This window comes from Paenibacillus sp. J31P13 (assembly GCF_056269295.1).
The window spans coordinates 767,456-791,011 of sequence record NZ_JBWDNR010000003.1 but is presented as its reverse complement, the minus strand read 5'-3'; the positions used below and the strand labels follow the sequence as shown (position 1 = coordinate 791,011).

At 46.1% G+C, this 23,556-nt stretch carries 23 protein-coding genes; 7 read left to right on the top strand and 16 right to left on the bottom strand.

All coding sequences use genetic code 11. The annotated features are described in order from the left end of the window. Position 1: 1 nt before the first annotated feature. On the bottom strand, positions 2-796 hold the full coding sequence (locus AC0YOD_RS14270) for an ABC transporter permease (protein ID WP_475799960.1): 795 nt from the start codon (positions 794-796) through the stop codon (positions 2-4). Continuing rightward, positions 793-1,818 carry an ABC transporter ATP-binding protein gene (locus AC0YOD_RS14265; RefSeq protein ID WP_475799959.1) on the bottom strand — a complete coding sequence of 342 codons (1,026 nt, stop codon included), beginning with the start codon at positions 1,816-1,818 and terminating at the stop codon, positions 793-795. The genes AC0YOD_RS14270 and AC0YOD_RS14265 overlap by 4 nt, the downstream gene beginning before the upstream one ends. A 272-nt stretch (positions 1,819-2,090) precedes the next feature. Between AC0YOD_RS14265 and AC0YOD_RS14260 the strand changes: the two genes are divergently transcribed. Beyond that, positions 2,091-3,140: an LCP family protein gene (locus AC0YOD_RS14260; RefSeq protein WP_475799958.1), complete on the top strand. Its 1,050-nt coding sequence runs from the start codon at positions 2,091-2,093 to the stop codon at positions 3,138-3,140. A 79-nt stretch (positions 3,141-3,219) separates the two neighbouring features. Next, positions 3,220-4,533 (top strand): glutamate-1-semialdehyde 2,1-aminomutase, encoded by a 1,314-nt coding sequence (locus tag AC0YOD_RS14255; protein ID WP_475799957.1) that lies wholly within the window; start codon positions 3,220-3,222, stop codon positions 4,531-4,533. A gap of 78 nt (positions 4,534-4,611) precedes the next feature. On the opposite strand, the gene AC0YOD_RS14250 is transcribed toward AC0YOD_RS14255, so the two are convergent. The 6 genes from AC0YOD_RS14250 to AC0YOD_RS14225 form a co-directional block, all read right to left on the bottom strand. Then, positions 4,612-5,466: an inositol monophosphatase family protein gene (locus AC0YOD_RS14250; RefSeq protein ID WP_475799956.1), complete on the bottom strand. Its 855-nt coding sequence runs from the start codon at positions 5,464-5,466 to the stop codon at positions 4,612-4,614. Positions 5,467-5,579: 113 nt separating this feature from the next. Continuing rightward, positions 5,580-6,398 carry a sulfite exporter TauE/SafE family protein gene (locus AC0YOD_RS14245; protein ID WP_475799955.1) on the bottom strand — a complete coding sequence of 273 codons (819 nt, stop codon included), beginning with the start codon at positions 6,396-6,398 and terminating at the stop codon, positions 5,580-5,582. 110 nt (positions 6,399-6,508) lie between these two features. After that, the gene (gene uvsE, locus AC0YOD_RS14240) at positions 6,509-7,528 is read right to left on the bottom strand and encodes a UV DNA damage repair endonuclease UvsE (protein WP_475799954.1); all 1,020 of its coding nucleotides are present in this window, start codon (positions 7,526-7,528) and stop codon (positions 6,509-6,511) included. Between the two features lie 3 nt (positions 7,529-7,531). Further along, the gene (locus AC0YOD_RS14235) at positions 7,532-7,849 is read right to left on the bottom strand and encodes a hypothetical protein (protein WP_475799953.1); all 318 of its coding nucleotides are present in this window, start codon (positions 7,847-7,849) and stop codon (positions 7,532-7,534) included. 460 nt (positions 7,850-8,309) lie between these two features. Then, positions 8,310-9,422 carry a D-alanine--D-alanine ligase gene (locus tag AC0YOD_RS14230; protein WP_475799952.1) on the bottom strand — a complete coding sequence of 371 codons (1,113 nt, stop codon included), beginning with the start codon at positions 9,420-9,422 and terminating at the stop codon, positions 8,310-8,312. Positions 9,423-9,445: 23 nt separating this feature from the next. Next, positions 9,446-10,870: an amidase domain-containing protein gene (locus AC0YOD_RS14225; RefSeq protein WP_475799951.1), complete on the bottom strand. Its 1,425-nt coding sequence runs from the start codon at positions 10,868-10,870 to the stop codon at positions 9,446-9,448. Positions 10,871-11,031: 161 nt separating this feature from the next. Here AC0YOD_RS14225 and acnA point away from each other — a divergent pair, with 161 nt between their 5' ends. Further along, positions 11,032-13,743, top strand: coding sequence for an aconitate hydratase AcnA (acnA, locus tag AC0YOD_RS14220; protein ID WP_475799950.1), 2,712 nt, complete (start codon positions 11,032-11,034; stop codon positions 13,741-13,743). Between the two features lie 87 nt (positions 13,744-13,830). On the opposite strand, the gene AC0YOD_RS14215 is transcribed toward acnA, so the two are convergent. Next, a complete protein-coding gene (locus AC0YOD_RS14215; RefSeq protein ID WP_475799949.1) occupies positions 13,831-14,574 on the bottom strand; it encodes an IclR family transcriptional regulator in 744 nt (247 codons plus the stop codon). Between the two features lie 249 nt (positions 14,575-14,823). On the opposite strand from AC0YOD_RS14215, the gene AC0YOD_RS14210 reads away from it, so the two are divergent. Beyond that, on the top strand, positions 14,824-15,879 hold the full coding sequence (locus AC0YOD_RS14210) for an alpha/beta hydrolase (RefSeq protein WP_475799948.1): 1,056 nt from the start codon (positions 14,824-14,826) through the stop codon (positions 15,877-15,879). 82 nt (positions 15,880-15,961) lie between these two features. Further along, positions 15,962-17,050 (top strand): Fe-Mn family superoxide dismutase, encoded by a 1,089-nt coding sequence (locus AC0YOD_RS14205; RefSeq protein WP_475799947.1) that lies wholly within the window; start codon positions 15,962-15,964, stop codon positions 17,048-17,050. Positions 17,051-17,151: 101 nt separating this feature from the next. Here the strand turns inward: AC0YOD_RS14205 and folE are convergent, their stop codons facing one another. From folE to AC0YOD_RS14170, 7 genes are all read right to left on the bottom strand, one after another. Then, positions 17,152-17,745, bottom strand: a complete 594-nt coding sequence (gene folE, locus AC0YOD_RS14200; protein WP_475799946.1) for a GTP cyclohydrolase I FolE — start codon at positions 17,743-17,745, stop codon at positions 17,152-17,154. 45 nt (positions 17,746-17,790) lie between these two features. Continuing rightward, entirely contained in the window at positions 17,791-18,012 is a 222-nt protein-coding gene (locus AC0YOD_RS14195) for a YneF family protein (protein WP_475799945.1), read from the bottom strand. 137 nt (positions 18,013-18,149) lie between these two features. Beyond that, positions 18,150-19,346, bottom strand: coding sequence for a tRNA epoxyqueuosine(34) reductase QueG (queG, locus tag AC0YOD_RS14190; protein WP_475799944.1), 1,197 nt, complete (start codon positions 19,344-19,346; stop codon positions 18,150-18,152). Between the two features lie 3 nt (positions 19,347-19,349). Beyond that, a complete protein-coding gene (gene rnhA / locus AC0YOD_RS14185; protein ID WP_475799943.1) occupies positions 19,350-19,784 on the bottom strand; it encodes a ribonuclease HI in 435 nt (144 codons plus the stop codon). Between the two features lie 153 nt (positions 19,785-19,937). Continuing rightward, complete coding sequence (gene lepB / locus AC0YOD_RS14180; RefSeq protein ID WP_475799942.1) at positions 19,938-20,558, bottom strand: signal peptidase I; 621 nt, start codon at positions 20,556-20,558, stop codon at positions 19,938-19,940. Next, complete coding sequence (locus AC0YOD_RS14175; protein ID WP_475799941.1) at positions 20,555-21,112, bottom strand: DUF402 domain-containing protein; 558 nt, start codon at positions 21,110-21,112, stop codon at positions 20,555-20,557. Before AC0YOD_RS14175 ends, lepB begins: the two co-directional genes overlap by 4 nt. A 110-nt stretch (positions 21,113-21,222) precedes the next feature. Beyond that, complete coding sequence (locus AC0YOD_RS14170; protein ID WP_475799940.1) at positions 21,223-21,645, bottom strand: GNAT family N-acetyltransferase; 423 nt, start codon at positions 21,643-21,645, stop codon at positions 21,223-21,225. Between the two features lie 353 nt (positions 21,646-21,998). On the opposite strand from AC0YOD_RS14170, the gene AC0YOD_RS14165 reads away from it, so the two are divergent. Continuing rightward, positions 21,999-22,610, top strand: coding sequence for a superoxide dismutase (locus tag AC0YOD_RS14165; RefSeq protein WP_475799939.1), 612 nt, complete (start codon positions 21,999-22,001; stop codon positions 22,608-22,610). 145 nt (positions 22,611-22,755) lie between these two features. Beyond that, on the top strand, positions 22,756-23,547 hold the full coding sequence (locus tag AC0YOD_RS14160; RefSeq protein ID WP_475799938.1) for a hypothetical protein: 792 nt from the start codon (positions 22,756-22,758) through the stop codon (positions 23,545-23,547). Positions 23,548-23,556: the final 9 nt, after the last annotated feature.

Here is a 23,556-nt window from a genome sequence, read left to right as displayed (position 1 = left end):
ATTAACCCCCTTGCACGAACAGCCGCTTGCGAGCAGCACGCCACGTCCACCATATCGGCAATAACAATCCTACGAACCAAAGAAGCTGGATGACAAATACATGCATCGCTTCATTAAGCGGTGTACGCCCTGTAAAGACAGAGCTTGGCAAGTACGTAATCGCTTGGAACGGCAGCCATTGCATCGTTGCGGACAACCAGCCTGGGAAGAAGGCAATCGGCACCACTACTCCGGAAAATAAATCGACCATCACTCGCTTCATACGCATCATACCCTCGTTGTTTTCAACGAAAAAAGCGAATAAGCCGGTCAAAATATTTATCTGCGAATTGATTAAGAAACTAAAGAACAACATGACTAAATAAATAGCCCAGGTTGCCGGATCAGTCGGCAGTGTGACCGGGAATATAAGACAAACAATAATCATACCCGGCACCATGAACAGGAGCATACGGAACAAGCCTTCGCCGAAGCCCTGCATCATTTTCACAAGCAAATAAGAATAAGGTCTTATGAGTTGTACAGCAACACTTCCGTCGCGAATTTCATTCGCTATTTCTCGATCCAAGTTATTGAAATAAAAGGCGCGAGCCATCCAAGAGACTGCGACATAAGTGGTCATTTGGTTGACGGTAAAGCCGGCAAGCAAATCTTTGTCCCCATAAATAGCCTGCCATAAAAAATAATACGCACCTATATTAATGGCATAAATAATAATACCGCTATAATAATTAACGCGATAAGCAAGCATCATAATAAAACGAATGCGAATAAAATCAATATAAGCGCTCATCATGATTTAACCGTCTCCTCGGATGTAGACGCCGAACCTGAGGAATAGATGCTGCGGACGATATCATCCGTATTGGTTTCAAAAATTTTGATATCTCGAATCGAAGTCCCGCTTACGACACAAGCAAGCGCATCCGACACATTCACAGCATGCGGCAGCCACATTCTAGCAGTCAATTCATTTTCAACAGTCCATGAGACATCCAATGATGCCGTAAGCTGCTGCAGCTTGGCAAGCGGAGTGTGAACAGCAAATTGAAACTGAATTTCACGGCCCTTGCTCCAACGATTCTTAAGATCATCAAGACCGCCATCATAAATGATGCGACCATCATCGAGCATAATTACACGCGAGCATAATGCCTCAATGTCTTGAAGATCATGTGTCGTTAAGAGGATAGTCGTCCCCTGTTCTCTGTTCATCTGCATGAGAAAATCACGAATTTCCGTTTTTACCACGATATCAAGACCAATCGTAGGTTCATCAAGAAATAAAATAGATGGATTATGGAGCAAAGAAGCTACAATTTCACAACGCATCCGTTGACCAAGACTCAGCTTACGAACGGGACGATTTAGCAAATCACCGAGTTGAAGACGCTCAACGAGCTCATTTAATCTTTTGCGGAAATCAGGCTCAGATACCCGATATACTTTGCGTAAAAGCTGGAAGGACTCGATTACACCGATATCCCACCATAGCTGGGAACGCTGACCGAATACAACACCAATACCGTTGACGAACTTCTCACGATCCTTGAAAGGTACATAACCGTTAACCTTGATATCGCCTGATGTTGGTACCAAGATACCAGTCAGCATTTTAATCGTGGTCGATTTTCCAGCACCATTCTCACCGATATAACCGCAAATTTCGCCTTGTGGAATCTGAAAGGAAATATCTTTAACCGCAGTCACTTCATTATACTCGCGTTGAAACAAGTCTTTGAGCGCTCCGGATAAGCCTTCTCGGTTTTTCTGAACTTTAAATTGCTTTCTTAAATCTTTTACATCAATCGCTAACATGAAGGTATTCATGCTCCTCTCGCTTCGACATTTCCTAGGAAATACCGCTCTCTTTTTACTTAAAACGATAAAACTTGCTTCTGCATGTCGTTCAGCTTTATAATTTTATGATATGTAATCATACAGCACTTCACGCATTGCGTAAACGATTTCGCTTACCTAGTTTTTGTAAAGTGAAATAATGACTGTGCCTTATTGATCTCATTATAAGCGTATAAAACCATTACTCTCAAAACCATCCAACAGAACCTGAAAGGAGCGCTTCTAACCAAATGCGCACTAAGAAAAAACTCTCAAAAAAATGGAAATGGTTCTTCATCAGCCTTTCCACCATAGTAGGCGTTGTACTTGTATTCGCGATCTACTGGGGGATTGGCGTATATAATGCACTTGATAATTTCAGTAATGATAGTAAAGCAACACCTCCTGCAGAAGGCACATCAGAGGTACCTATTACTGTTCCGGAATGGGAAGGCAAGGAGCGCGTTAATATTTTGCTGCTTGGCGGGGATGTGCGAGGCGTTGAAGAGGGAACGAAGCCGCGCTCCGATTCCATGTTAGTGGCTTCATTTGATCCCGTTACAAAAAAAGCGCATCTATTTTCGATTTTGCGAGATACTTACGTTAAAATTGAAGGCTATGGACGCGGTCGAATAAATACGGCAATTACACTCGGAGATTATCCGCTTGCAATGAAAACAGCCGGCGACCTACTCGGTCTTGATATCCAATATTATGCATACACCGACTTTGAAGGCTTTAAAAGTCTGATCGATACGATGGGCGGCATCTACTTTGATGTAGAGAAGGATATGCATTACACCGATAATGCCGACGGTAATCGCTATGATATTGATTTGAAAAAGGGCTATCAACTGCTTGACGGAGATAAAGCGCTCCAATATGTGCGCTTCCGTCATGATGCTATGAGTGATTTCACTCGTACAGAGCGTCAGCGCAACTTGCTTAAAGCCGTAGCCAAAGAGCTTCAATCCACATGGAACATTGTCCGTATGGCTAAAATATTGGAAAGTGTTGAGCCATATGTAAAAATGAACATTAGTGTGTCAGACATGCTGAAGCTCGGTCAGCTAGGCGTCAAAAGCCATGTAGCCGGAACAACACAAATCCCGCCTATGGAGCTCATTCAAGAAGATCGCGTTGGCGGCGCATCTGTCATTGGAATCAGCGACGAAGACGATCTTCGTGCTTATGTTCAAGAAGTATTACAGAAGGATGATACGATTCCAGAACCTACAGAATCACCAACACCTTCTGGCAGTCCATCCAGCAATGCCGCTAACAGCAATACACAAGAGTAGCTTATAGATACACGCAGCGGCTTATGCTTGTTGCGTGTATTTTTATTCATAAATTATAAGTAAGTGGAGGTTTCTATTCATGACTACGCAAAGACCTAATTCCGAAAAGCTTTACGAAGAAGCGCTGCAGCATATTGTCGGCGGCGTTAACAGCCCTTCCCGCTCCTATAAAGCGGTTGGCGGCGGTGCTCCTGTTTTTATGAAACGCGGTGAAGGCGCCTATTTCTGGGACGTTGATGACAATCGCTACATTGACTACTTGGCTGCATACGGCCCTATTATAACTGGACATGCTCATCCCCATATTACAGATGCCATTATTCGAGCTGCTCAAAATGGCACCCTTTACGGAACGCCTACCGAACTCGAAATCAAATTGGCACGTATGCTCAAGGAAGCTATACCTTCACTTGATAAGGTTCGCTTCGTCAATTCCGGCACAGAAGCGGTAATGTCGACAATCCGCGTTGCTCGCGCCTTTACAAAACGTTCAAAGATTATTAAATTCGCTGGCTGCTACCACGGCCATTCCGATTTGGTGCTGGTAGCTGCTGGTTCTGGTCCATCAACGCTTGGCATTCCCGATAGCGCTGGCGTACCAAGCAGCATTGCTAGTGAGGTCATAACGGTACCGTTTAACGATTTGCCTGCTCTAGAAGCTGCTCTATCGCGTTGGGGCAACGAAACAGCAGCCGTTATGGTTGAGCCAATCGTTGGCAACTTCGGCATGGTCATGCCTCATGAGGGCTTCCTGGAGGGTCTCTGCAAGCTAACGCGCGAGGCTGGTGCGCTCGTTATTTATGATGAAGTCATCAGTGCTTTCCGCTTTCACTACGGCTCGGCACAAACCTATGCCGCATTCCCGGATCACCAAGCCATTGAGCCAGACTTAACGGCGCTTGGCAAAATTATCGGCGGGGGACTTCCGATTGGCGCATACGGCGGACGCCGTGAGATCATGGAGCAGGTTGCGCCTCTTGGTCCTGCTTATCAGGCTGGTACGATGGCTGGCAACCCTGCCTCTATCTCTGCAGGTATTGCTTGCTTAGAGGTGCTGCAGGAGCCTGGTATTTACGATCGAATGGATGCCCTTGCCTCAAGACTCGCAGCAGGATTATCTGAAGCAGCAAAAGAAAATGGCATACCGCTGACAATCAATCAAATCCGCGGCTCCTTCTCCGCTCATTTCTGTGATCATAAGATTACAAATTATGACGAAGCACAGGATACAGACGGTGAAATATTCGGCAGATTTTTCAAGTTGATGCTTGAGCAAGGCATTAACCTCGCCCCATCCAAATATGAGGCATGGTTCTTCACAACAGCACATACTGAAGCAGATATTGATGCAACAATCGACGCTGCTAAAATTGCTTTTTCAAAACTTAAATAGCAATGGGACAGCCGATAGATAATCAACCCGGTTAATAAAAAAGGACAGCTTCCGCTAAGCGGAATGCTGTCCTTTTGTTTATTTATTCGCTTCCGCTTCCGTAAGCGCAGCAATAAGCTCTTCTTGAATTAATCCATTTGTTGCAACTACATTTCTTACGCCCAAATCATAAGGATTCCCCAGTGTATCTCCTACGACACCGCCTGATTCCTGTATGAGAAGCGCCCCCGCTGCTAAATCCCAACTATTAAGGCCAATCTCCCAGAAACCGCTCAACCTTCCAGCAGCTACATAAGCCATATGTAATGCCGCTGAGCCTGCTATACGAAGGTTTCGAACCTGTGGAGCAATAGCTCCAATTCCCTTCAGATTTAACGGCAGCGCATAGTGATGATCAGCTGGAAGACCAGTTGCAACTAAGCTTCCGCGCAGTGTTTCATCCTTAGAAACGACCATTCGTTTGCCATGAACGTATGCGCCTTTGCCTTTTTCAGCTACAAAAAGCTCATCCTTCATGGGATCATAGACAACCCCGACAATGACCTCCCCTTTATAAGCCAGTGCGATGGACACACAGAAGAATGGAAAGCCATGCACAAAGTTCGTCGTTCCGTCTATGGGATCAACAATCCATAAGTATTCTGCATCCCGTATATTCTCCAGCGCACGTGTCGAGGCTTCTGGACCGGGTTCTACTCCTTCTTCGCCTAGAAAGGAATGATTCGGAAAATGAGTTAAAACTAAATTTTTAATGAGACGCTCTGACCCCTTGTCTACCTCAGTTACCAGATCATGCGAGGAATATTTTATATCAAGGCTTGCGTAATTTCCAAGCTTCGTCTTGATCCATTCTCCTGCTTTCGACGCGCAGTTGATAGCGACAGCAGTAAAGCTTTTCCCGCCAACAACGGAATTGTTGTTCTGATCACTCACGAGTCTTCACTCTCTCTCTTTGTGAATTGTATATTCATACATGTTCCGCCCGAGCTATAATTGGATTGGTATAATTTTCATTCCAGGTTTTGCATGTGAATAGTACAACCTTATCAAAACGATCTCAAACCTTCAATGATTAATTGTGCTGCAAGCACCAATAATGTTATTCTTAACAGCCATAACAAACCTTTCCCACTCATTTTCACCGCTATCGCTGCGCCTAGCTTGCCGCCAATCCAAGCACCAGGCACAAGTGCAAGCACAAGCAGCCAATCAATTTCTCCGAGGTAGATGTGCATGCTGCTTCCAAGTATCGACGATAAGAAAATGACGAACATCGAGGTCGCACTAGCAAGATGCGGAGGAAATTTGAACAATAACACCATAAGCGGTACAAATAATGATCCTCCGCCTATTCCAAAGAGCCCCGACATAACCCCGACGCCAAATCCAATAAGCAATACCGGAACAATCCCGTAGCTATAAGTATGAACCTGCCCTGTTGCATCGGTCATCGTGCGCTCAATTGGCCATTTTTTCGAAAACGGTTTCATATAGTCACGAGCAACCAGCAAGGAGGCCATCAGCAACATAAAGACGCCAAATATAAGCTGGAACAAACCAGCAGGCAGCAAACCTGTAAGCGCTGAGCCCAGCATCGCAGCAGGACCGCTCGTAATAAATAAGAGCCAGCCACTGCGAAAATCTACAATTTTCCGCTTTGTATACGCTAGTGTTGAGGATAGCGCTGTAACAACTAATACCGTTAATGAAATACCGACAGCTGTTGCATGTTCAATCTCACTGCCCGTCAATACGGGGCCAAGAAGCATGAGCATAGGTACTATGATAATACCTCCGCCTAGTCCCACTATGCTGCCGAACATAGCGGCTACAACACCTAACAATACAAGTAATATCCATTCCACTAAGCATTCACCTTTTTCTAATGCGTAATCATGCTGACTCGCGTTTTATAGGGAAAATGGACAACAGCACCGCCAAGGCTCATCCTGGACGGTGCTGCTATCAAACAAGCTTATATCTTTATTTCCACGCTGCCACCATCTAATACTCTAACACCTTCGCCGTTCTCTTCCATTTCTTTGAGATCGGCCATGAGCTTCAATACTGCTTTATCCTTACTCTTGGCTTCCAGCATACAATCCAAATAATCTGTCGTACGTGCAGCTTGCCGCAAAAAATCCACAAGCGGTTTTGCGTCAACAAAATCAGCATGAGCGCGAATATCGGCAGCACTCTTCGGACTAGAAGCATGAATCTTTGGAGGAAGCTGATCGGTGCTAGTGAAGCCCAAACGCTCACGTTCCTTGCGCCATGTTTCATTTATCCGAGGCCATAATTCATTGTACAGCTCGTCCTCATCGGTGTCGCCGGAATTAACCGCATGATGATGAATATCAAGCACCATCGGTACATTTACTAGCTCCGCTGCATCCAGCGTTTCGCGTACCGTAAACGTTTTATCATCATTTTCAAGAGTGATCCTGTTTCTAAGTCGCGGTGACAACTCACCAAATTGTTTGACAAACCGTTCACTAGATGCCGCTTTATCACCGTATGCCCCGCCCATATGTATATTGCATTTGGCCGCTTCATCAAGCCCCATGGCTTCAAGCATCTGAACATGATTGATTAGATCCAGCTCAGACTTCGCCAATACTTCCGGTCTAGGCGTACTGAGTACGCAGAAGTGATCGGGATGGAACGACACTCTAATGTTATTTTCCTTTACAAATTGTCCTACCTCTTGGAAGGCAGGCACTAGCGTAAGATAAGGATCCCAATCAACGAGATTCTCATGTGTAGCAAGAGGAATGATCTTGGACGAAAAGCGGTACATCCCAATTTCGCATGCTTTACATAGCTTTAGAATACGAAGCGTGCTGCGCAAATTATCCTCCGTAATTCTCTCTAGTTTCCTTAGGCCCGCTTCGCGGTCATCCAACTTGGAGAAACTTGCGAACGTCATCGTTCTAGAAGGAGTCACATTCTCCAGCTGCAAGCACATCGCAACAAAGCCAAATCTCACAATCATCGTTTAGTTTTGCTCCCCAAAAAACATTTCAAAGGCAAGTGCTGTTTGTACTCGCGCTTCTTCTTCAGTCAGTTTCCTTACTAACTCAAGCTCGACGCCTGTTACTTCCTCGCCTTGAAAATTAATTTCAGCTGTTGAAGCTGAAATACGGACGATCGCAACCGCTTCGTTCGAGAGCGTATAGGCAATTACCTTCTGGCCTACAGGATAGACACGAAAGCCGCTCTTAACCATTTTGCCCCGACCATACTCTAACAATTCATACAGCTCTTGTTCCGACTTGAACTTACATACCGAGTTAAATTCAGTTGCAAAACCCATATATTTTCCCTCCTTGAGTGAAATTTCTACCTTGTGCCTTCAAAGGAACTAACTACCGGACCTTCAAAGGGCATTTACTACCAGACCTTTAAAGGCTTTTACTACCAGACCTTAAAGGCTATTTACAACCAAACCTTAAAGGCTTTTACTGCCAGACCTTCAAAGTCCATTCACAACCAAACCTTTAAGGCTTTTCGAACCCACCCAAACCCTCCCTTCCAAGGGAGGGCCCCAAGGGTTGCACCCTCTGGACACCCGCAATTGGAGGAACGATGGAGATAAAGTGACGTTTTAGAGCCTCGTTAGTGTATGATCGCTTTCGTCCCTTGCGGGACACGCTTAACGTCCCTAATAGTTAGCTATACAGGATAAATCCCGTGTAGCTAAACAAAAAGATAGAAAATTTATTAGAGTAAATTAAACCTGAACTTGATTTAGTAACCAGTTATATTAACTTAACTTACGCTATTGTGCCGCCAGTGAAGTCTATGCGTTGCTTTTCGGTGTGGCGAGCTAGCGCTAGGTTGATTAGGGTGTCTAGAAGCTGCTTGTATGGCACTCCGGTTTCTTTCCATAGCAGCGGGTACATGCTGAATGGGGTGAAGCCCGGGAGCGTGTTTACTTCGTTGATAAAGATTTGATTGTCGTTTTTGCGAATGAAGAAGTCTACGCGGGATAGTCCTGATCCGTCGATAGCTTGGAAAGCGCGGATCGCCATTTCACGTACCGCTTCTGATACTTCAGGCGTTAGTATGGCTGGTATTTGTACAGTTGATGCTCCATCAATATATTTGGCTTTGTAATCGTAGAATTCATTGGACGGGGCAATTTCACCCGGGACAGATGCTTTGGCATCGTCATTTCCAAGCACAGCGACTTCAATCTCTCTAGCATCTACGAATTCTTCCACAATAACCTTCCTGTCGAAACGGAAGGCAAAATTAATAGCTGCAACTAGTTCCTCACGATTTCTAGCCTTGGATACACCAACGCTTGAACCTAGATTCGCTGGTTTAATAAAACAAGGATAGCCTAGGGCCACTTCGCACTCCATAATAAAGAATGGAGAATCCTTCTCCCACTGCGTGCGATTGAAATAGCGGAATACACATTGCGGCAAGCCCTCTTGCGCAAATACCTTTTTCATCAAAATCTTGTCCATCCCAACGGCAGAAGCGAGAACACCCGCACCTACGTATGGAATGTTAGCCATCTCAAAGAGACCTTGAATAGTGCCATCCTCGCCGAATGTACCATGCAATAGCGGGAATACAACGTCGACGCTGGACTCGTCGCCTGCCCCTCCTCCATTCAAGCTCGCAAACAATGGAGCGAGCGCGAAGCCTGTTTGCTTCGCCCCGCTCGATTCGTAACGTAGTTCTTCTACCGAAGCTGGACGGGCGTGAAGAACATCACCCGTAACCCATTCGCCTTGCTTCGTAATATAGAAAGGTTTAATTTCATATTTGCTGTAATCAAACTCTCCCATTACCGCAAATGCTGTTTGAAGAGAGACTTCATGCTCTCCTGATTTCCCCCCGTAAACTAAACCTACACGAACCTTGCTATTCATGGCATATCCTCCGGTATAATAAATTATAAAAGATCATTAATATGAAAAAAACGATATTTCGTTTGTTCCGTCCAAGCATAAGAATCACGATAATCCCAATAACGATGCCTGCTGGCAACCGTATTTGCATTGACTAGGGGCATACCGAAGGAATCAAAAGCGGTCACTACTGAACTATGTTGAAAGCGATGATCGCCATTCCAATCATAAGTAATGACATCGCCAAGCTGAAGCTCCTCTGCCGATTGCATGACAGTAGCACGCAGACCCGAGGTTCTCGAAGCAGTTAAGTAATTGGTCAGAGCATTAGATACGGCCCAGCTATAGCTCCACCACTCGCTCCCCTTATTGCGGCCCTTGTACCACCAGCCTGTTTCCCTTTTACCAGTATAGTTCATCGGGGCATTGCCTGCAAAGATGCACTGCGATACATAGTTTGTGCAATTCACCTCAAAAAGCTCGTAGGACGGGTTCCCCTCGTTCCACCATTTATCCGCAAATGCCGCGACCAAATCTCTCCTGTACCGAATACCCGCTGGACGGTGTTTGAATTGCGGTATTAGGTCATAATTTAAGTAAGGTGTTGAAGGTGAAGAAATATCGCCAAACATTTCTGAATAGTCGTCTACTGTCATCCAGTTGTCAGTGGACGCGCCAAAACGCGGTCTGCGCTCTGCAATAATGGGCTCAACCCGCATGATATCCCAGCCCGTACTTTGCAAGCCAAGCCAGATTCGTTCAAATTCAGATCGTTCCTCCATATAGTAACGACCTGACTGTTCCATTTTTCTTTTTATATGAAGCTTAATTAACACAGACACCTCGCTGGATGATTCATTCACCCGAATCAGCTCAGCTTTTGTCTCGCTTCCAGCTGGAATCGCCCCTCTGAGCAGATCCCGGTGACGAAGCCGTTCTAGTCTGCCTCTCAGCCGAGAGCAATGATCTCCATCCGTTACAAAATCAGTCAGGACCGCAGCATGCTGCTCTGTTTCTGCTTGGTTGTATAGGCTCACATAGCGATGCACAGCAGATTGCCAGCCTTGGAGCTTTCCAAGCTGTCTAGTTGGATCGTAATCCGATGAACGCAGCAGCGAATTGAGCTTTGAATGCCCGCGCATCTCTTCATTAGGCTGCTTGACGTTTTTATTAACGGCCATCTTCTTGCTCAGCAATCCATCCATTGATGTCGCGTCGCTTTCCTTTTGCTGACTTGATGCAAGTGGAGATGTCCCATTGTTCACAGCATTTAACACAGCCTTCTGCTGAGGCTGGCGCGGTCTTGAATCCTTTTTTGAGGCCGTTCCATTGCTCTTCTTTGTCTGACTGCTCGGTCCACGGTTACCCGTACGCGGCATCCCAATCCCTCCCAAACCATGTGGTGATGCGATAGCAGGCGGCTGACGCTTATTAACTGCTTCATTATATGAAGCCAATGTTCTTTTCATGTAATATTCGTCTCGCTCATTTTCCATAAGAAATACAGGTAGGAAGGACATAATTGGACTTTACGTAGTGGCTATTTTAAAGATATACTATGTATATAGCATTTTTTGAAATTGTGTTTCACTAGATGAAACGCAGACTATATTCAAAAAGGAGAATGACGATGTCTAATCAAAATCATTATTCTGTTCGCTCCAAACTTGACGTAGGTGACAAATCCTATGCGTACTATCGTTTAGACGGACTAGAAGCTCAAGGTTTGGGCAACATTTCAAAGCTGCCTTTCTCAATCAAAGTATTGCTGGAGGCTGCTGTTCGTCAATTTGACGGTCACGCCATTACAGCTGAACATGTAAAGCAGCTCGCAACATGGGCTGACGGACGCGTAGATAAAGAGATCCCTTTCATTCCTGCACGTATTGTACTGCAAGATTTCACCGGTGTACCCGTTGTTGTTGATTTAGCAGCAATGCGTGACACTGTGAAAAGAGCTGGCGGAGATCCAAAACAAATCAATCCGCTTGTACCTGTTGATCTGGTTATTGACCACTCCGTTATGGTTGATGCATTCGGCTCACCTGAAGCTCTTGAATACAACACTAAAATTGAATTTGAACGTAACGAAGAGCGTTATCGCTTCCTTCGCTGGGCTCAAACGGCATTCGATAACTTCCGCGCGGTTCCACCGGGCACAGGTATCGTTCACCAAGTTAACCTTGAGTACTTGGCATCTGTAGCAGCTACAAAAACAATTGACGGCGAAACTGTCGTTTATCCTGACTCCCTTGTTGGTACGGACTCCCATACAACAATGATCAATGGTCTTGGCGTTGTTGGTTGGGGCGTAGGCGGTATCGAGGCTGAAGCAGGTATGCTTGGTCAACCGCTTTACTTCGTTATGCCAGAAGTTATTGGTATCAAACTAACAGGCAAGCTGGCAGAAGGCTCCACAGCTACTGACCTTGCACTTACTGTTACTCAAATTCTTCGTAAAAAAGGCGTTGTTGGTAAATTCGTTGAGTTCTTTGGTCCTGGTTTGTCCAACATCAGTCTTGCTGACCGTGCTACAGTTGCCAACATGGCTCCTGAGTATGGCGCAACAGTTGGTTTCTTCCCTGTTGACAGCGAAACACTTAGCTTCTTGCGTCAAACTGGCCGTTCGGAAGATTTGATTGAACTTGTTGATGCTTACTACCATGAGCAAGGCATGTTCCGTACTGACGAAACGCCAGATCCAGTATTTACGGATATTGTTGAGCTTGATCTATCGACGATCGTTCCTTCGCTTGCAGGCCCTAAACGTCCACAAGACCGTGTAGAGCTTACTGCAATGAAAGAATCTTTCAATGATATCATTCGCACGCCAATCGAAAAAGGCGGCTACGGATTGAGCGATGAGAAAATCGAGCAAGTCGTAACTGTAAAACATAATGATGGCCAAGTGAGCAAAATGGGCACAGGCGCTGTTGTTATCGCTGCGATCACAAGCTGTACGAACACTTCTAACCCGAGCGTTATGGTCGGTGCCGGCCTTGTTGCTAAGAAAGCAGTAGCACTTGGACTTAAGAAGCCAGCTTATGTTAAATCATCCCTGACACCGGGCTCGCTTGTTGTAACTGATTATTTGATCAATGCTAACCTAATGGAGCCGCTTGAAGCTCTTGGCTTCCACGTTGCTGGCTACGGCTGCGCAACTTGTATCGGTAACTCCGGTCCGCTTCCAGATGAAGTAAGCAAAGCAATCATTGACAATGATATGACAGTTTCAGCTGTTCTATCCGGTAACCGTAACTTTGAAGGTCGTGTTCATGCTCAAGTAAAAGCCAACTACCTGGCATCTCCTCCGCTAGTTGTTGCTTATGCTCTAGCTGGTACGACAAACATCGATCTTACTAATGACCCAATTGGCTATACAGAAGACAACAAACCTGTATACCTGAAAGATATCTGGCCAACATCGAAAGAAATTAACGATGCCATGTCAGCAGCACTTAATCCGCAAATGTTCCGCGACAAATACGAGAATGTATTTACGCAAAACGAACGTTGGAACGCAATCTCCGTTCCAAAAGGCGAAAGCTATGAGTGGGATACAAAATCCACTTATATCCAAAACCCGCCGTTCTTTGAACAATTGGGTCCTGATCTTGATGATATTTCCGACATTCATTCGGCAAATGTTCTTGCGCTATTGGGCGATTCCGTAACAACGGATCACATCTCACCTGCAGGTAACATTACGGTAAACAGCCCAGGCGGCCAATACTTGATCGAAAATGGCGTTGAACGTCAAGACTTCAACTCATACGGCTCACGTCGTGGTAATCACGAAGTTATGATGCGCGGTACTTTCGCGAACATTCGGATTCGTAACCAAGTGGCTCCTGGCACGGAAGGCGGCGTAACAACTTACCTTCCTACAGAAGAAGTTATGTCCATCTACGATGCTTCCATGAAATATCAAAAATCCGGCAAAAACCTAGTTGTTCTAGCTGGTAAAGAATACGGAACAGGCAGCTCCCGTGACTGGGCGGCAAAAGGTACTTACCTTCTTGGCGTAAAAGCTGTAATCGCTGAAAGCTTCGAGCGTATTCACCGCTCAAATCTGGTTGGTATGGGCGTATTGCCACTCCAATTCCCAGAGGGCCAAGGCTGGAAAACACTTGGTATTACGGGTCGTGAGACTTTTGACATCGTTGGCTTGTCCAATGACGTTAAGCCAAGCGAGCAAGTTACCGTTACAGCTACTCGCGAAGATGGTACAACATTCGAATTCCCAGCAATCGTGCGCCTAGATTCCATGGTTGACGTGGATTACTATCGCAATGGCGGTATCCTTCAAACCGTGCTTCGCCAAATGATTGCTAACATGTAATAATCAGCCTTAAACAAGCAGTAAACAAAAAGCAGGCTCAGGGGATAATCCCTTGAGCCTGCTTTTTTTTGTATATTTATATAGCTGTTATACGATCATAATTCCCATTCGCTTAGCCGACTCCATCATAACAGGCGCATACTCGTTCATCGTCTCTATCGTCATCCTGCTCGCAGGACCAGAAACAGACAGAGCCGCTGCGATTTCGCCTTTCCGATTAAAGATAGGCGAGGATAATGCAGCCGCCCCCGGCTCCCTCTCCTCAAAGCTAGTCGCATAGCCCTTGGCGCAAATATCCTCCAAAAGCTCCTTATATTGATCCAAATCAATGGAATACAACCATTCCGGATGGCCAAAGATACTCTCTTGCACGACAGGATCGGAATAAGCGATCAGTACCTTGCTGGATGCCCCTGCATAAAGCGGCAATCTTACGCCAACTGGCGCTACTCGCCTAACAGGCTGGTTGCTCTGTACTGCCTGTATCCGAATTCTTTCCGAACCATCTCTTACATATATGCTGACTGTCTCCCCGAGTCGGTCACGAAGCCGTTCCATTTCAGGCAGCCATATCGTTGCTTGATCATCCGTACGCGATAAGTTGGCAGACAGTTCCCACACCTTTAGCCCTAGATGATAACGGTCTGTTGAACGATCCCGCTCAATAAAGCCTTTATCCTCCAGAGTAGCCAGCATGCGGTGTACGGTGCTTTTATGCAATCCAACATGTTCAGCTATCTCCGTCATCGCCCAATCCGTTTTGGAAGTAAAGCAAAGCAATATATCAAGTGCTCGATCCACTGCTCGAACCGTCGATTTTCCATCCTCCATGCAACCGCGCCTCCCTATCATATGGTTTCATCCAATGAAACCGATTCTCATCTAGTATAACTCATTGGCGTTCGTACCGTAAAGAAATGTTCCTTACATTACAGATATATTACAAGTGCATAACAGTATCTCGACATCAATTGACAGGCATATAGGACCGTCCTAAGATAAAAGTACTAGATAAGAACGCGCTTTCAATTATGAAGGATGAAAGAGCATCTAAAGTTGCATCCGAGGGAGGAAACCGACATGAGCACAACAACAATGACACCCTTGCCGCTAGAAGGCGGTATGACGGGGAACCTGAACCCCTTTCCTTTGGGAGATGCTAATAGTCTCTTTCAATTTCGCAAATCCAAAAGTCGTGGCAAACATCTGTTAGTTGCTTCAATTGCCGCTCTATTGGCTATGTGTCTGCTAGTTGTCATTATATTCCACGGCTATGTCGCTTGGCTGCTGGCCTACCCTTTTGTTGCTCCACTATCATCTAACCCACAGGCAGCCATTGGCCTGAGCTATGAAGATGTCATTTTCCCTAGTAAAAGCGGCAATACAACGGTCAGCGGATGGTTTATCCCAGCTGATGCGGAGGAAAGCCAATCGGATCCTTCGGCTCGTACTGTTGTTTTCAGCCATGGCTATGGTGCTAACCGTGAAGAGAATTGGGTGCCGATGTATGAGCTTTCAAAGCTGCTTCACGAATTAAATTATAATATATTGCTATTTGATTATGGATACGCCTCTAAGGAATACAAAGCACCAGCCACTGGCGGGCTCGAGGAGTCACAGCAGCTGCTGGCCGCTGTAGATTATGTGAAAAGCCGCGGCGCTGAGGATATCGTCGTCTGGGGCTTCTCAATGGGCGCTGGAACAGCACTGCAAGCAGCACTTCAAACCGATGAGATAGATGCTATGATCTTGGATAGTCTTTTTATACCAAGTCCTGAAGCGCTCTTCGATAATTTGAATCAGTTTGTTTCCTTGCCGAGGTTCTCTTTGCCGCTCATAGAATCGCTAATTCCACTCTGGACAGGAACAAGCTTCGGCTCTATCCCTGCTAGTGAGGTTATTGCAAATACTTATAAAATACCGCTTTATATTATTCATGGGACTAACGATGTGAAGGCACCTTACCAGACAGCGGAAGCCATTGCCGCAGATCAAGGCAATATGTTGTCTCGTTCATGGATTGTGCCTAATGGTCAGCACGAGATGCTGTTCCAAGTTCACCCGAAAGAATATATTCAAAGAGCAGCTCTATTCCTGAGCCAAGTGGATCAACAGCTTCAAGCGGATCGAATATAAGTAGAAAGCACGACATATCCCTTAGGGGCAACGAATACATCTAGCATAGATGAACTTGTTGTCATTAAAGGAGGCGATGGTCGTGCTTTTTGTTTATGGAACGCTCATGCCCGTGAGAGTCATGGAATTGATTCGTCATTGGAAAATGCAAGAAAAAGAACATACCGCCGTTATTTTGCAAGCCGCACCCGAGCTTGATCGTCAATACGTGCAGCTGCTCCAATCCTGGGAGCCCGTTTTTTCTCATACCGCTCATTATGCCACGCAGTGGCTAGATGAATGGCTGCCCTTCCCTTCCCGTCTGCCAGCGCATGTCGAGAATACAGTAGAAAGCTTGGTAGACGCAGCGCTTGAACAGTCGCGTACTTACGTAGATCAGCTGGCTCAGGTTATTGATCGAACAACCGCTTCACATGAAAATTCCAATATTCGAACGGTCATCACACACTCCATCCGTGAATCAAACTATTATGTCGGCTTAATGAGCGCCTATCGCCAGGCTGCTAATAGTCCTGGAAACTCCGAATATCGTGCTCAGCTTCAGCAAGTACCCATAGGCGGGCATACACTGCCCCCCCTTCCTTACGCTTATGATGCCCTTGAACCCTATATTGACGAAGAAACGATGAGAATTCATCATGATATCCATCATCAGTCCTATGTGGATGGACTTAACAAAGCGGAGTCACAGCTGCAAATCGCTAGAGATACCGGCAATTTCGATCTTGTAAAGCATTGGGAACGCGAGCTTGCGTTCAATGGGGCAGGACACTATTTGCATACGTTATTTTGGAGCAATATGTCCCCTAACGGCGGGGGGGATGCCACAAATAACATTGGTGTCCAAATTATTAATGATTTCGGCAGCTATGCTGCATTTAAAAAACAGTTCAGCGAGGCGGCAGCTAAAGTAGAAGGGGGCGGCTGGGCTATTCTCGTCTGGAGCCCGCGCAGTAGAAGACTTGAAATTTTAACTGCCGAAAAGCACCAAAATCTATCGCAGTGGGATGTCGTACCTCTGCTCGTTCTCGACGTGTGGGAACATGCTTACTATTTAAAACATCAAAATAGGCGGCCGGAGTATGTGAAGGATTGGTGGAACGTCGTCAACTGGCCTTACGTGAATGATCGATTCGAAGAGGCAAGGCGACTGGTTTGGCAGCCTTTTTGAGGCTATTTACCCCCGTAAAGCATCTATCCTATATTTAGGATGAAAATAAAAAAAGAGGTCTGCTGGGAGCCATATCCCTGCAAACCTCTTTTTTTGTTCAATTACACTTTTAACAATGTGAGAAACTCGGAACGAAGCGCCGCATTGCTGCGGAAATCACCGCGTACTGCAGACGTTACCGTCTTGCTGCCAGGCTTCTTGACGCCGCGGGCGCACATGCAAAGATGCTCACCCTCTACGACAACCATGACCCCATGCGGCTCTAACTCCTCAGTCAAAATGTCTGCAAGCTGCGAAGTAATACGCTCTTGTACTTGCAGACGCCGAGTAATTGCCTCAACAAGACGAGCAAACTTGCTTAGACCCGCTATTTTACCGCTAGGAATATAACCTACATGCACTTTTCCGAAGAACGGAGCCATATGATGCTCACATTGGCTATAGTAGACGATATCCTTTATGATCACTAGCTCCTCATGCTTCTCATCAAACGTAACGCCTAATACATCACGAGGATCAACCTCATATCCAGCAAATATCTCCTCATACATGCGAGTTACGCGCGCCGGTGTTTCAAGCAGCCCTTCACGCTCTACATCCTCGCCCATGAGTCTTAGTATTTCTTTAATATGGTGTTCGATCTGTTCTCGGTTTCTCGTTACATTGGAATTGACGTAATCCTTCAATCCTGCCATTTGCGACTTCTCCTTCCGCCCTGCTGCACCCTTGCCCTAGTTCTATTATCTACGAGGCATTTTTTGATTTTTCATCATGTGCTGTGCTTTTTGCATTTGATTCTTATTCAAATTATAACCCATTTGTTTAGCCATTTTTTGAATCATTTCAGGGTCGTTTTGCATTTTCTCAAGCTGCTTGCGCAGGTAGAATACTCCGATAAAGAAGCCCCCAACAGCTCCTGCTAGTAATGTAACGATAGGCACTACAATGTTAACCCAACTCATAAATGTCACCTAACCCTTTCCAATCTCCTGCTGTTTATAATGTTCCCATGATAGCATGTTCATCTCGTGTTCGCAATGAACTGCTTATGGCTTGTTTATATCATTTTCAAAAGCTATTTTGTACACGTAGAAAGCTCTCATCGGTCAACGTTTTCAGCTTCCTTTTCTACTGCCTGCTGTTGCTGCTCCAACTTGCTGCGATTGATCTGCTCTATCGCATTGGTTATGGCAGCCAGCGCTTCTTCATCCTGTTCTTTGCTCGCAGCATGCAATAACGCCTCTTCTGCTTCCGCTCCTCCAATTCGGGAGAGAGACCAGGCTGCTGTCCCCCGAAGCACAGGTCTCGTATCCTGCTCCAACACCCGAATCAAATCAGGCACGGCGCTGGACTCTTTGAAATTGCCAAGCCCAATAACTGCATTGCGTTGTATGGGTTTCTTGCCGCGCCATGCAGATGAAGTGCGCCCATATCTAGCTTGAAACTCCTTGTTTCCTATTGTTAGTAGTGGAATAAGCAGTGGCTTAACCAGCTCCATATCTGGCTGCAGCTCAGGCTGATGCGTCCAGTTTTTGCCCCTGTTCACTGGACAAACGGTCTGGCATGTATCACAGCCATACAAGCGGTTTCCTATTTTGCGCATGAACTCATCGGTTAACATTCCCTTGGTCTGAGTGACGAATGAGATGCACCGACTTGAATTCAATTGACCCGGACCGACCAGTGCATCTGTCGGGCAAGCATCTATACATTTCGTACAAGAGCCGCAGCCTTCCGTTATGGGCTCGTCCGGAGGCAACGGTAAGCTCGTTATCATTTCCCCCAAATAAATCCATGAGCCAAGCTCGGGGGAGATGATAGAGCAATTCTTGGCGCTCCAGCCGATGCCTGCCCGTTCTGCCACCGCTCGATCGGAAAGAGCACCAGTATCGACCATGCTCTCCGAACGCATATCTGGAACGCGTTCTCTCAGCCACGCCTCCAGCTTCGCAAGACGGTCACGCAATACGCGGTGATAGTCATCTCCCCATGCCGAACGCGACATGATTCCCCGCCTAGCACCAGGCTCAGACTTTGGCGGATTTTGCAGCTTTGAAGGATAGGCAATCGCAATCGCAATAATAGACTGAGGGTTTTCAAGCAGTAGCGACGGAGTGGTCCGCTTCTCAATGTCCGGCTCTTCAAAGCCGGATTCTCTTCCAAGCTCCCGATGCCGAATGAGTATTTGCTTAAGCGATAGAAAAGGATCGGCTGAAGCGACGCCTATTTTGTCGATGCCCAGACTCTTCGCAGCCGCCTGCATCTCTTCCTTTAATTTCAACCAACGATCTGTCATTGGCTATAACCGTTTAATAGCTTCACGAGCTAGCTCGTCACAGCGATTATTCCATTCATTGTCGCTATGGCCTTTTACCTTCACATACTCGACCTTATGCTTGCTCATAAGCTCCCAAAGCTCTTTCCACAGGTCTTGGTTCTCGACCGGTTCCTTCTTGCTGTTCTTCCACCCGTTGCGCAGCCAGCCTTTGATCCAGCCCTTCTGAAAGCAGTTCACAACATAAGCAGAATCGCTGTAAACCTTCACATTGCAAGGCTCCTTCAACAAGGCTAGTCCTTCAATAACCGCTTTGATCTCCATCCGATTATTCGTCGAATGCTTCTCACCGCCGGATATCTCCTTCCGATGCTCGCCAAAAAAAAGCACCGACCCCCAGCCCCCCGGACCTGGATTGCCGGAGCAAGCGCCGTCCGTGTAAATCATAACGTCCTTCACTTTTATCCTCCTAAAAAGTTTTGCGAATGCAAAACTTGTCTTCGTAATAAGCATAGGCCTATTTTAGCGGATGCAGTTCAGCATTGTAAGCGTATGCTAAAATTTGCTAGAGCAAATCTGTTTTTATAAGTCTGCCCTTATTTCCTATCATGACTAGTTAAGTGATCTTATTTCTTTGAACGGCCACAAAATAAAATCAGCACGCCCTCGGATCATCTCATCCGCAACCGCTTGGAATGATCGGCTGTCTAGACTGGCCCTCGCATGGCGATTATCACCCATGACAAAGTAATGCCCCGCTAATATCACTTCCGGTCCATAGCTCAAATCCTCAATCAAAGAATCCGTATACGGCTCTTCAACCAGATTACCATTTCGGTACAAATGCTTATCATGCACCTCAATTTGGTCTCCTGGAAGCCCGACTACCCTCTTCACAAGAAATTTCTTCTCTGCGGCAAGAGTGCCCGGTTGCTTTAAAATAACGACATCACCAAATTTGGGCTCACTAACTAAATATACGATTTTATTAACAAAAAGCCATTCCTTCTCCTTCAACGTCGGTTCCATGGAATGACCTTCAACCTTCGACAAATTAAATACAAACAGGTGCAAAATAAGCATGATCCCAAAAGCTATCGAAATTGTCTTCAACCAGTCCTTCAGCTCCGTTTGCCAATTCGTTTTGTTTCCGTTTGGCAAAATAGAAGATGGTTGACCGTTTTCAGCCCACTTTTTCCCATGCTCCATATCATTATTTCCATCCAAGCTCATTCATCCACCTTATCCATATATCTTAGCCATTCCTCATAGTAAAGAATTACAAGATTATCCTGAAACGGCGCTTCACCATTATCCACTCGCTGCAAAAGCGCAGCTAATCCTTCTTGCACCTTATCATCCACCATTTTCGGATAGTGATAAGCTGTCTTATGGAGCTCATATTCATCTTGATCAACAACAAATCTTTCACCATCAAGCGGACGTATGACATCCAAATCATAATCAATATAGGTTAGAACGTCCCCTTGCAAATAAGGCGGCGAGGCAAGATTGCAATAATATCGAACGCCCCCTTCTTCCATTAAAGCGACGACATTGAACCATTGTCCGGGTATAAAAAAGGAGACAGCCGGTACGCGGCTGATCCATACCTTGCCATCAGCTTCTTGGATTGGCGTTTGACGATTAATAAGTACCGTCATGGATTCACTCCTATGCTCAGGAGCGAGCAGCTCGTCTGGAATAAGCCAGTTTTGTTGCCATGTTCGATGGATATGACCGTTATGCTTAAAGCTTTTAATGACACAATGTCGATATGTTTCCATCTGTTCACCCCAGTAAAGCATATATTAATAAGAAAAGCATATCTCACCGCCAAAAGCAATGGCGATGCAGATATGCCCTGCGTACAAACTTACATGCAGTAAAGTTCGCGTTAACCGGCTACAATAGCTAGTTTCTGAAAAGATTTGATAAAGTCGTTTGCAACGTACCCCATCGACTCATACAACGGCAGAACCGGCTCATTGTGCTCGTCCGCGGTAATTAGTATCTTTGTAACATGACGTTGCTCGAAGCGCTGACGCAAAGCTTGAACAAGCGCTTTGCCTATTCCCTTCCGTTGATGGAGAGAAGAGACTGCAATACGATAATAATAACCTTTGTTATTATCAATTGTACCGATAATCATGCCAACAATCTCTGAATGTTCGACAGCGACTAGAACTAAATCACTATCCCATGACAATTGGCGGGCAAATGCTTCCATTGTTTGTTCATAACACTCTTCGGTAAGAACATCCTCTAGTAAAGCGGTAATCAGTCGGTAATCGGACAACTGGAAGGAACGAACATTCATTAAAATTACACCTTCTATACCATGTCATAGTCCTGCATTATGAATATATTACGACAAATTTTAACGAAATCCTGCTTGAATCTTTAATATTCCTTAAAAAAGTTAAAGAAATCATCGATTTACTCTTGAAAGCGCTTATATTTAAGCGCTTTCATTCATTTAATCGCTTTTTTTGTAAATTTTATGTATCGAACTTGTGGTTTTGTATAATTAATGGAACTCAGAGAAATGCTATTTTAGGTTATGTCAAATGCACCGTTCCCTGGCGACTTTTGAAACAATAATGTTGATTTATTCGATCGGATAAGGGATAATAGAATGGAATAACTACATATTATAGGAGGCTGTTAAACATGGCACATCAACTACCAGCTTTGCCGTACGCGCACAACGCACTTGAGCCGCATATCGATGCGACTACTATGGAAATTCACCACGGCCGTCACCATAATGCATACGTGACTAACCTTAATGCAGCTTTGGAGTCCGCTCCAGAATTGCAAAGCAAATCAATCGATGAACTAATCTCTGATCTTGCAAGCGTTCCTGAAGCTATCCGTACTGCTGTTCGTAACAACGGTGGCGGACATGCTAACCACAGCTTGTTCTGGGAAACAATCGCACCAAATGCTGGCGGAGCACCAACTGGCGCTCTTGCAGCAGCAATCGACAGCGAGCTTGGCGGCTATGAAGCATTCAAAGCTGACTTCGCTAAAGCTGCAACAACTCGCTTCGGCAGCGGCTGGGCTTTCCTAGCAGTTGCAAACGGCAAATTGAAAGTATACAGCTTGCCTAACCAAGACAGCCCAATCATGGAAGGCGAAACGCCAATCCTTGGTTTGGATGTTTGGGAGCACGCTTACTACCTGAACTACCAAAACAAACGCCCTGACTATATCGCGGCGTTCTGGAACGTAGTTAACTGGGATGAAGTTGGCAAACGTTACGAAGCAGCTGTAAAATAATAGTTTTTCATTAAGCAGCGCTGTCCTCTAATAGAGGCAGCGCTGTTTTTTTGTGTACCTTCTCCGCACACCGATAGGCATTGACCGCATAGGATACATAAGGATAAATGCCTAATCTGTTTCTTGAAGGAGACTGAGTGCTTGCATGGAAAATACTTATACCAACGAGCAACAATATCTCGTTAATCCTTATCAAAATGCGCGTACCAGCCGTGATTGCGGCTGCGGCGGTCCGCGAATGTTAATGCCTGGTATGCCCGGTGGTCCCGGTATGCCTGGTGGTCCCGGTATGCCGGGCGGTCCGGGCGGTGGCTTTGGCCCGGGCGGTCCGGGTGGCGGCTTCGGCCCTGGCGGTCCGGGCGGTGGCTTTGGCCCGGGCGGTCCGGGTGGCGGCTTCGGCCCTGGCGGTCCGGGCGGTGGCTTTGGCCCGGGCGGTCCGGGCGGCGGATTCGGCCCGGGCGGTCCAGGCGGTGGCTTTGGCCCTGGTGGTCCAGGCGGTGGCTTTGGCCCTGGCGGTCCAGGCGGTGGATTCGGCCCGGGCGGCCCAGGTTTTCCACCGCCACGTCCACCATTTCCGATATTTCCAATATTCCCGCTGCCGCTCCCTTTCCCTCCAGGTCCACAATCGTCAGTAACAGTCTTCATTAATGGTGGAATATCATTCCCGAATGTAACGCAAGCTTACCGTATACCATTCCGTCCCGGATTAACAATCTATCAAGCGCTCGCTGAAACCGGTACTGTTCGTTTCGACAATAATGGTCAAATCATAGCGGTCAGCGGGATTCCGATTGGCGGGAATATTAGCTTCCAGCTTCAATTGAATGGGCGCGTCATTCCCTCAACATTGCTTAGCTTCCCTCTTCAACGAAATGACACCCTCACACTTCAGCTCTTTTTCACACCATTCCCTCGTCAAGAAGAAAACGAAGCTTGAGCTTGCATG

Bases quoted from the DNA above. Each gene is read 5' to 3' on its own strand.
- AC0YOD_RS14270 (WP_475799960.1), bottom strand. From the start codon at position 796: ATGATGAGCGCTTATATTGATTTTATTCGCATTCGTTTTATTATGATG.
- AC0YOD_RS14265 (WP_475799959.1), bottom strand. From the start codon at position 1,818: ATGTTAGCGATTGATGTAAAAGATTTAAGAAAGCAATTTAAAGTTCAG.
- AC0YOD_RS14260 (WP_475799958.1), top strand. From the start codon at position 2,091: ATGCGCACTAAGAAAAAACTCTCAAAAAAATGGAAATGGTTCTTCATC.
- AC0YOD_RS14255 (WP_475799957.1), top strand. From the start codon at position 3,220: ATGACTACGCAAAGACCTAATTCCGAAAAGCTTTACGAAGAAGCGCTG.
- uvsE (WP_475799954.1), bottom strand. From the start codon at position 7,528: ATGATTGTGAGATTTGGCTTTGTTGCGATGTGCTTGCAGCTGGAGAAT.
- AC0YOD_RS14235 (WP_475799953.1), bottom strand. From the start codon at position 7,849: ATGGGTTTTGCAACTGAATTTAACTCGGTATGTAAGTTCAAGTCGGAA.
- AC0YOD_RS14230 (WP_475799952.1), bottom strand. From the start codon at position 9,422: ATGAATAGCAAGGTTCGTGTAGGTTTAGTTTACGGGGGGAAATCAGGA.
- AC0YOD_RS14225 (WP_475799951.1), bottom strand. From the start codon at position 10,870: ATGAAAAGAACATTGGCTTCATATAATGAAGCAGTTAATAAGCGTCAG.
- acnA (WP_475799950.1), top strand. From the start codon at position 11,032: ATGTCTAATCAAAATCATTATTCTGTTCGCTCCAAACTTGACGTAGGT.
- AC0YOD_RS14215 (WP_475799949.1), bottom strand. From the start codon at position 14,574: ATGGAGGATGGAAAATCGACGGTTCGAGCAGTGGATCGAGCACTTGAT.
- AC0YOD_RS14210 (WP_475799948.1), top strand. From the start codon at position 14,824: ATGAGCACAACAACAATGACACCCTTGCCGCTAGAAGGCGGTATGACG.
- folE (WP_475799946.1), bottom strand. From the start codon at position 17,745: ATGGCAGGATTGAAGGATTACGTCAATTCCAATGTAACGAGAAACCGA.
- AC0YOD_RS14195 (WP_475799945.1), bottom strand. From the start codon at position 18,012: ATGAGTTGGGTTAACATTGTAGTGCCTATCGTTACATTACTAGCAGGA.
- queG (WP_475799944.1), bottom strand. From the start codon at position 19,346: ATGACAGATCGTTGGTTGAAATTAAAGGAAGAGATGCAGGCGGCTGCG.
- lepB (WP_475799942.1), bottom strand. From the start codon at position 20,558: ATGAGCTTGGATGGAAATAATGATATGGAGCATGGGAAAAAGTGGGCT.
- AC0YOD_RS14175 (WP_475799941.1), bottom strand. From the start codon at position 21,112: ATGGAAACATATCGACATTGTGTCATTAAAAGCTTTAAGCATAACGGT.
- AC0YOD_RS14170 (WP_475799940.1), bottom strand. From the start codon at position 21,645: ATGAATGTTCGTTCCTTCCAGTTGTCCGATTACCGACTGATTACCGCT.
- AC0YOD_RS14165 (WP_475799939.1), top strand. From the start codon at position 21,999: ATGGCACATCAACTACCAGCTTTGCCGTACGCGCACAACGCACTTGAG.
- AC0YOD_RS14160 (WP_475799938.1), top strand. From the start codon at position 22,756: ATGGAAAATACTTATACCAACGAGCAACAATATCTCGTTAATCCTTAT.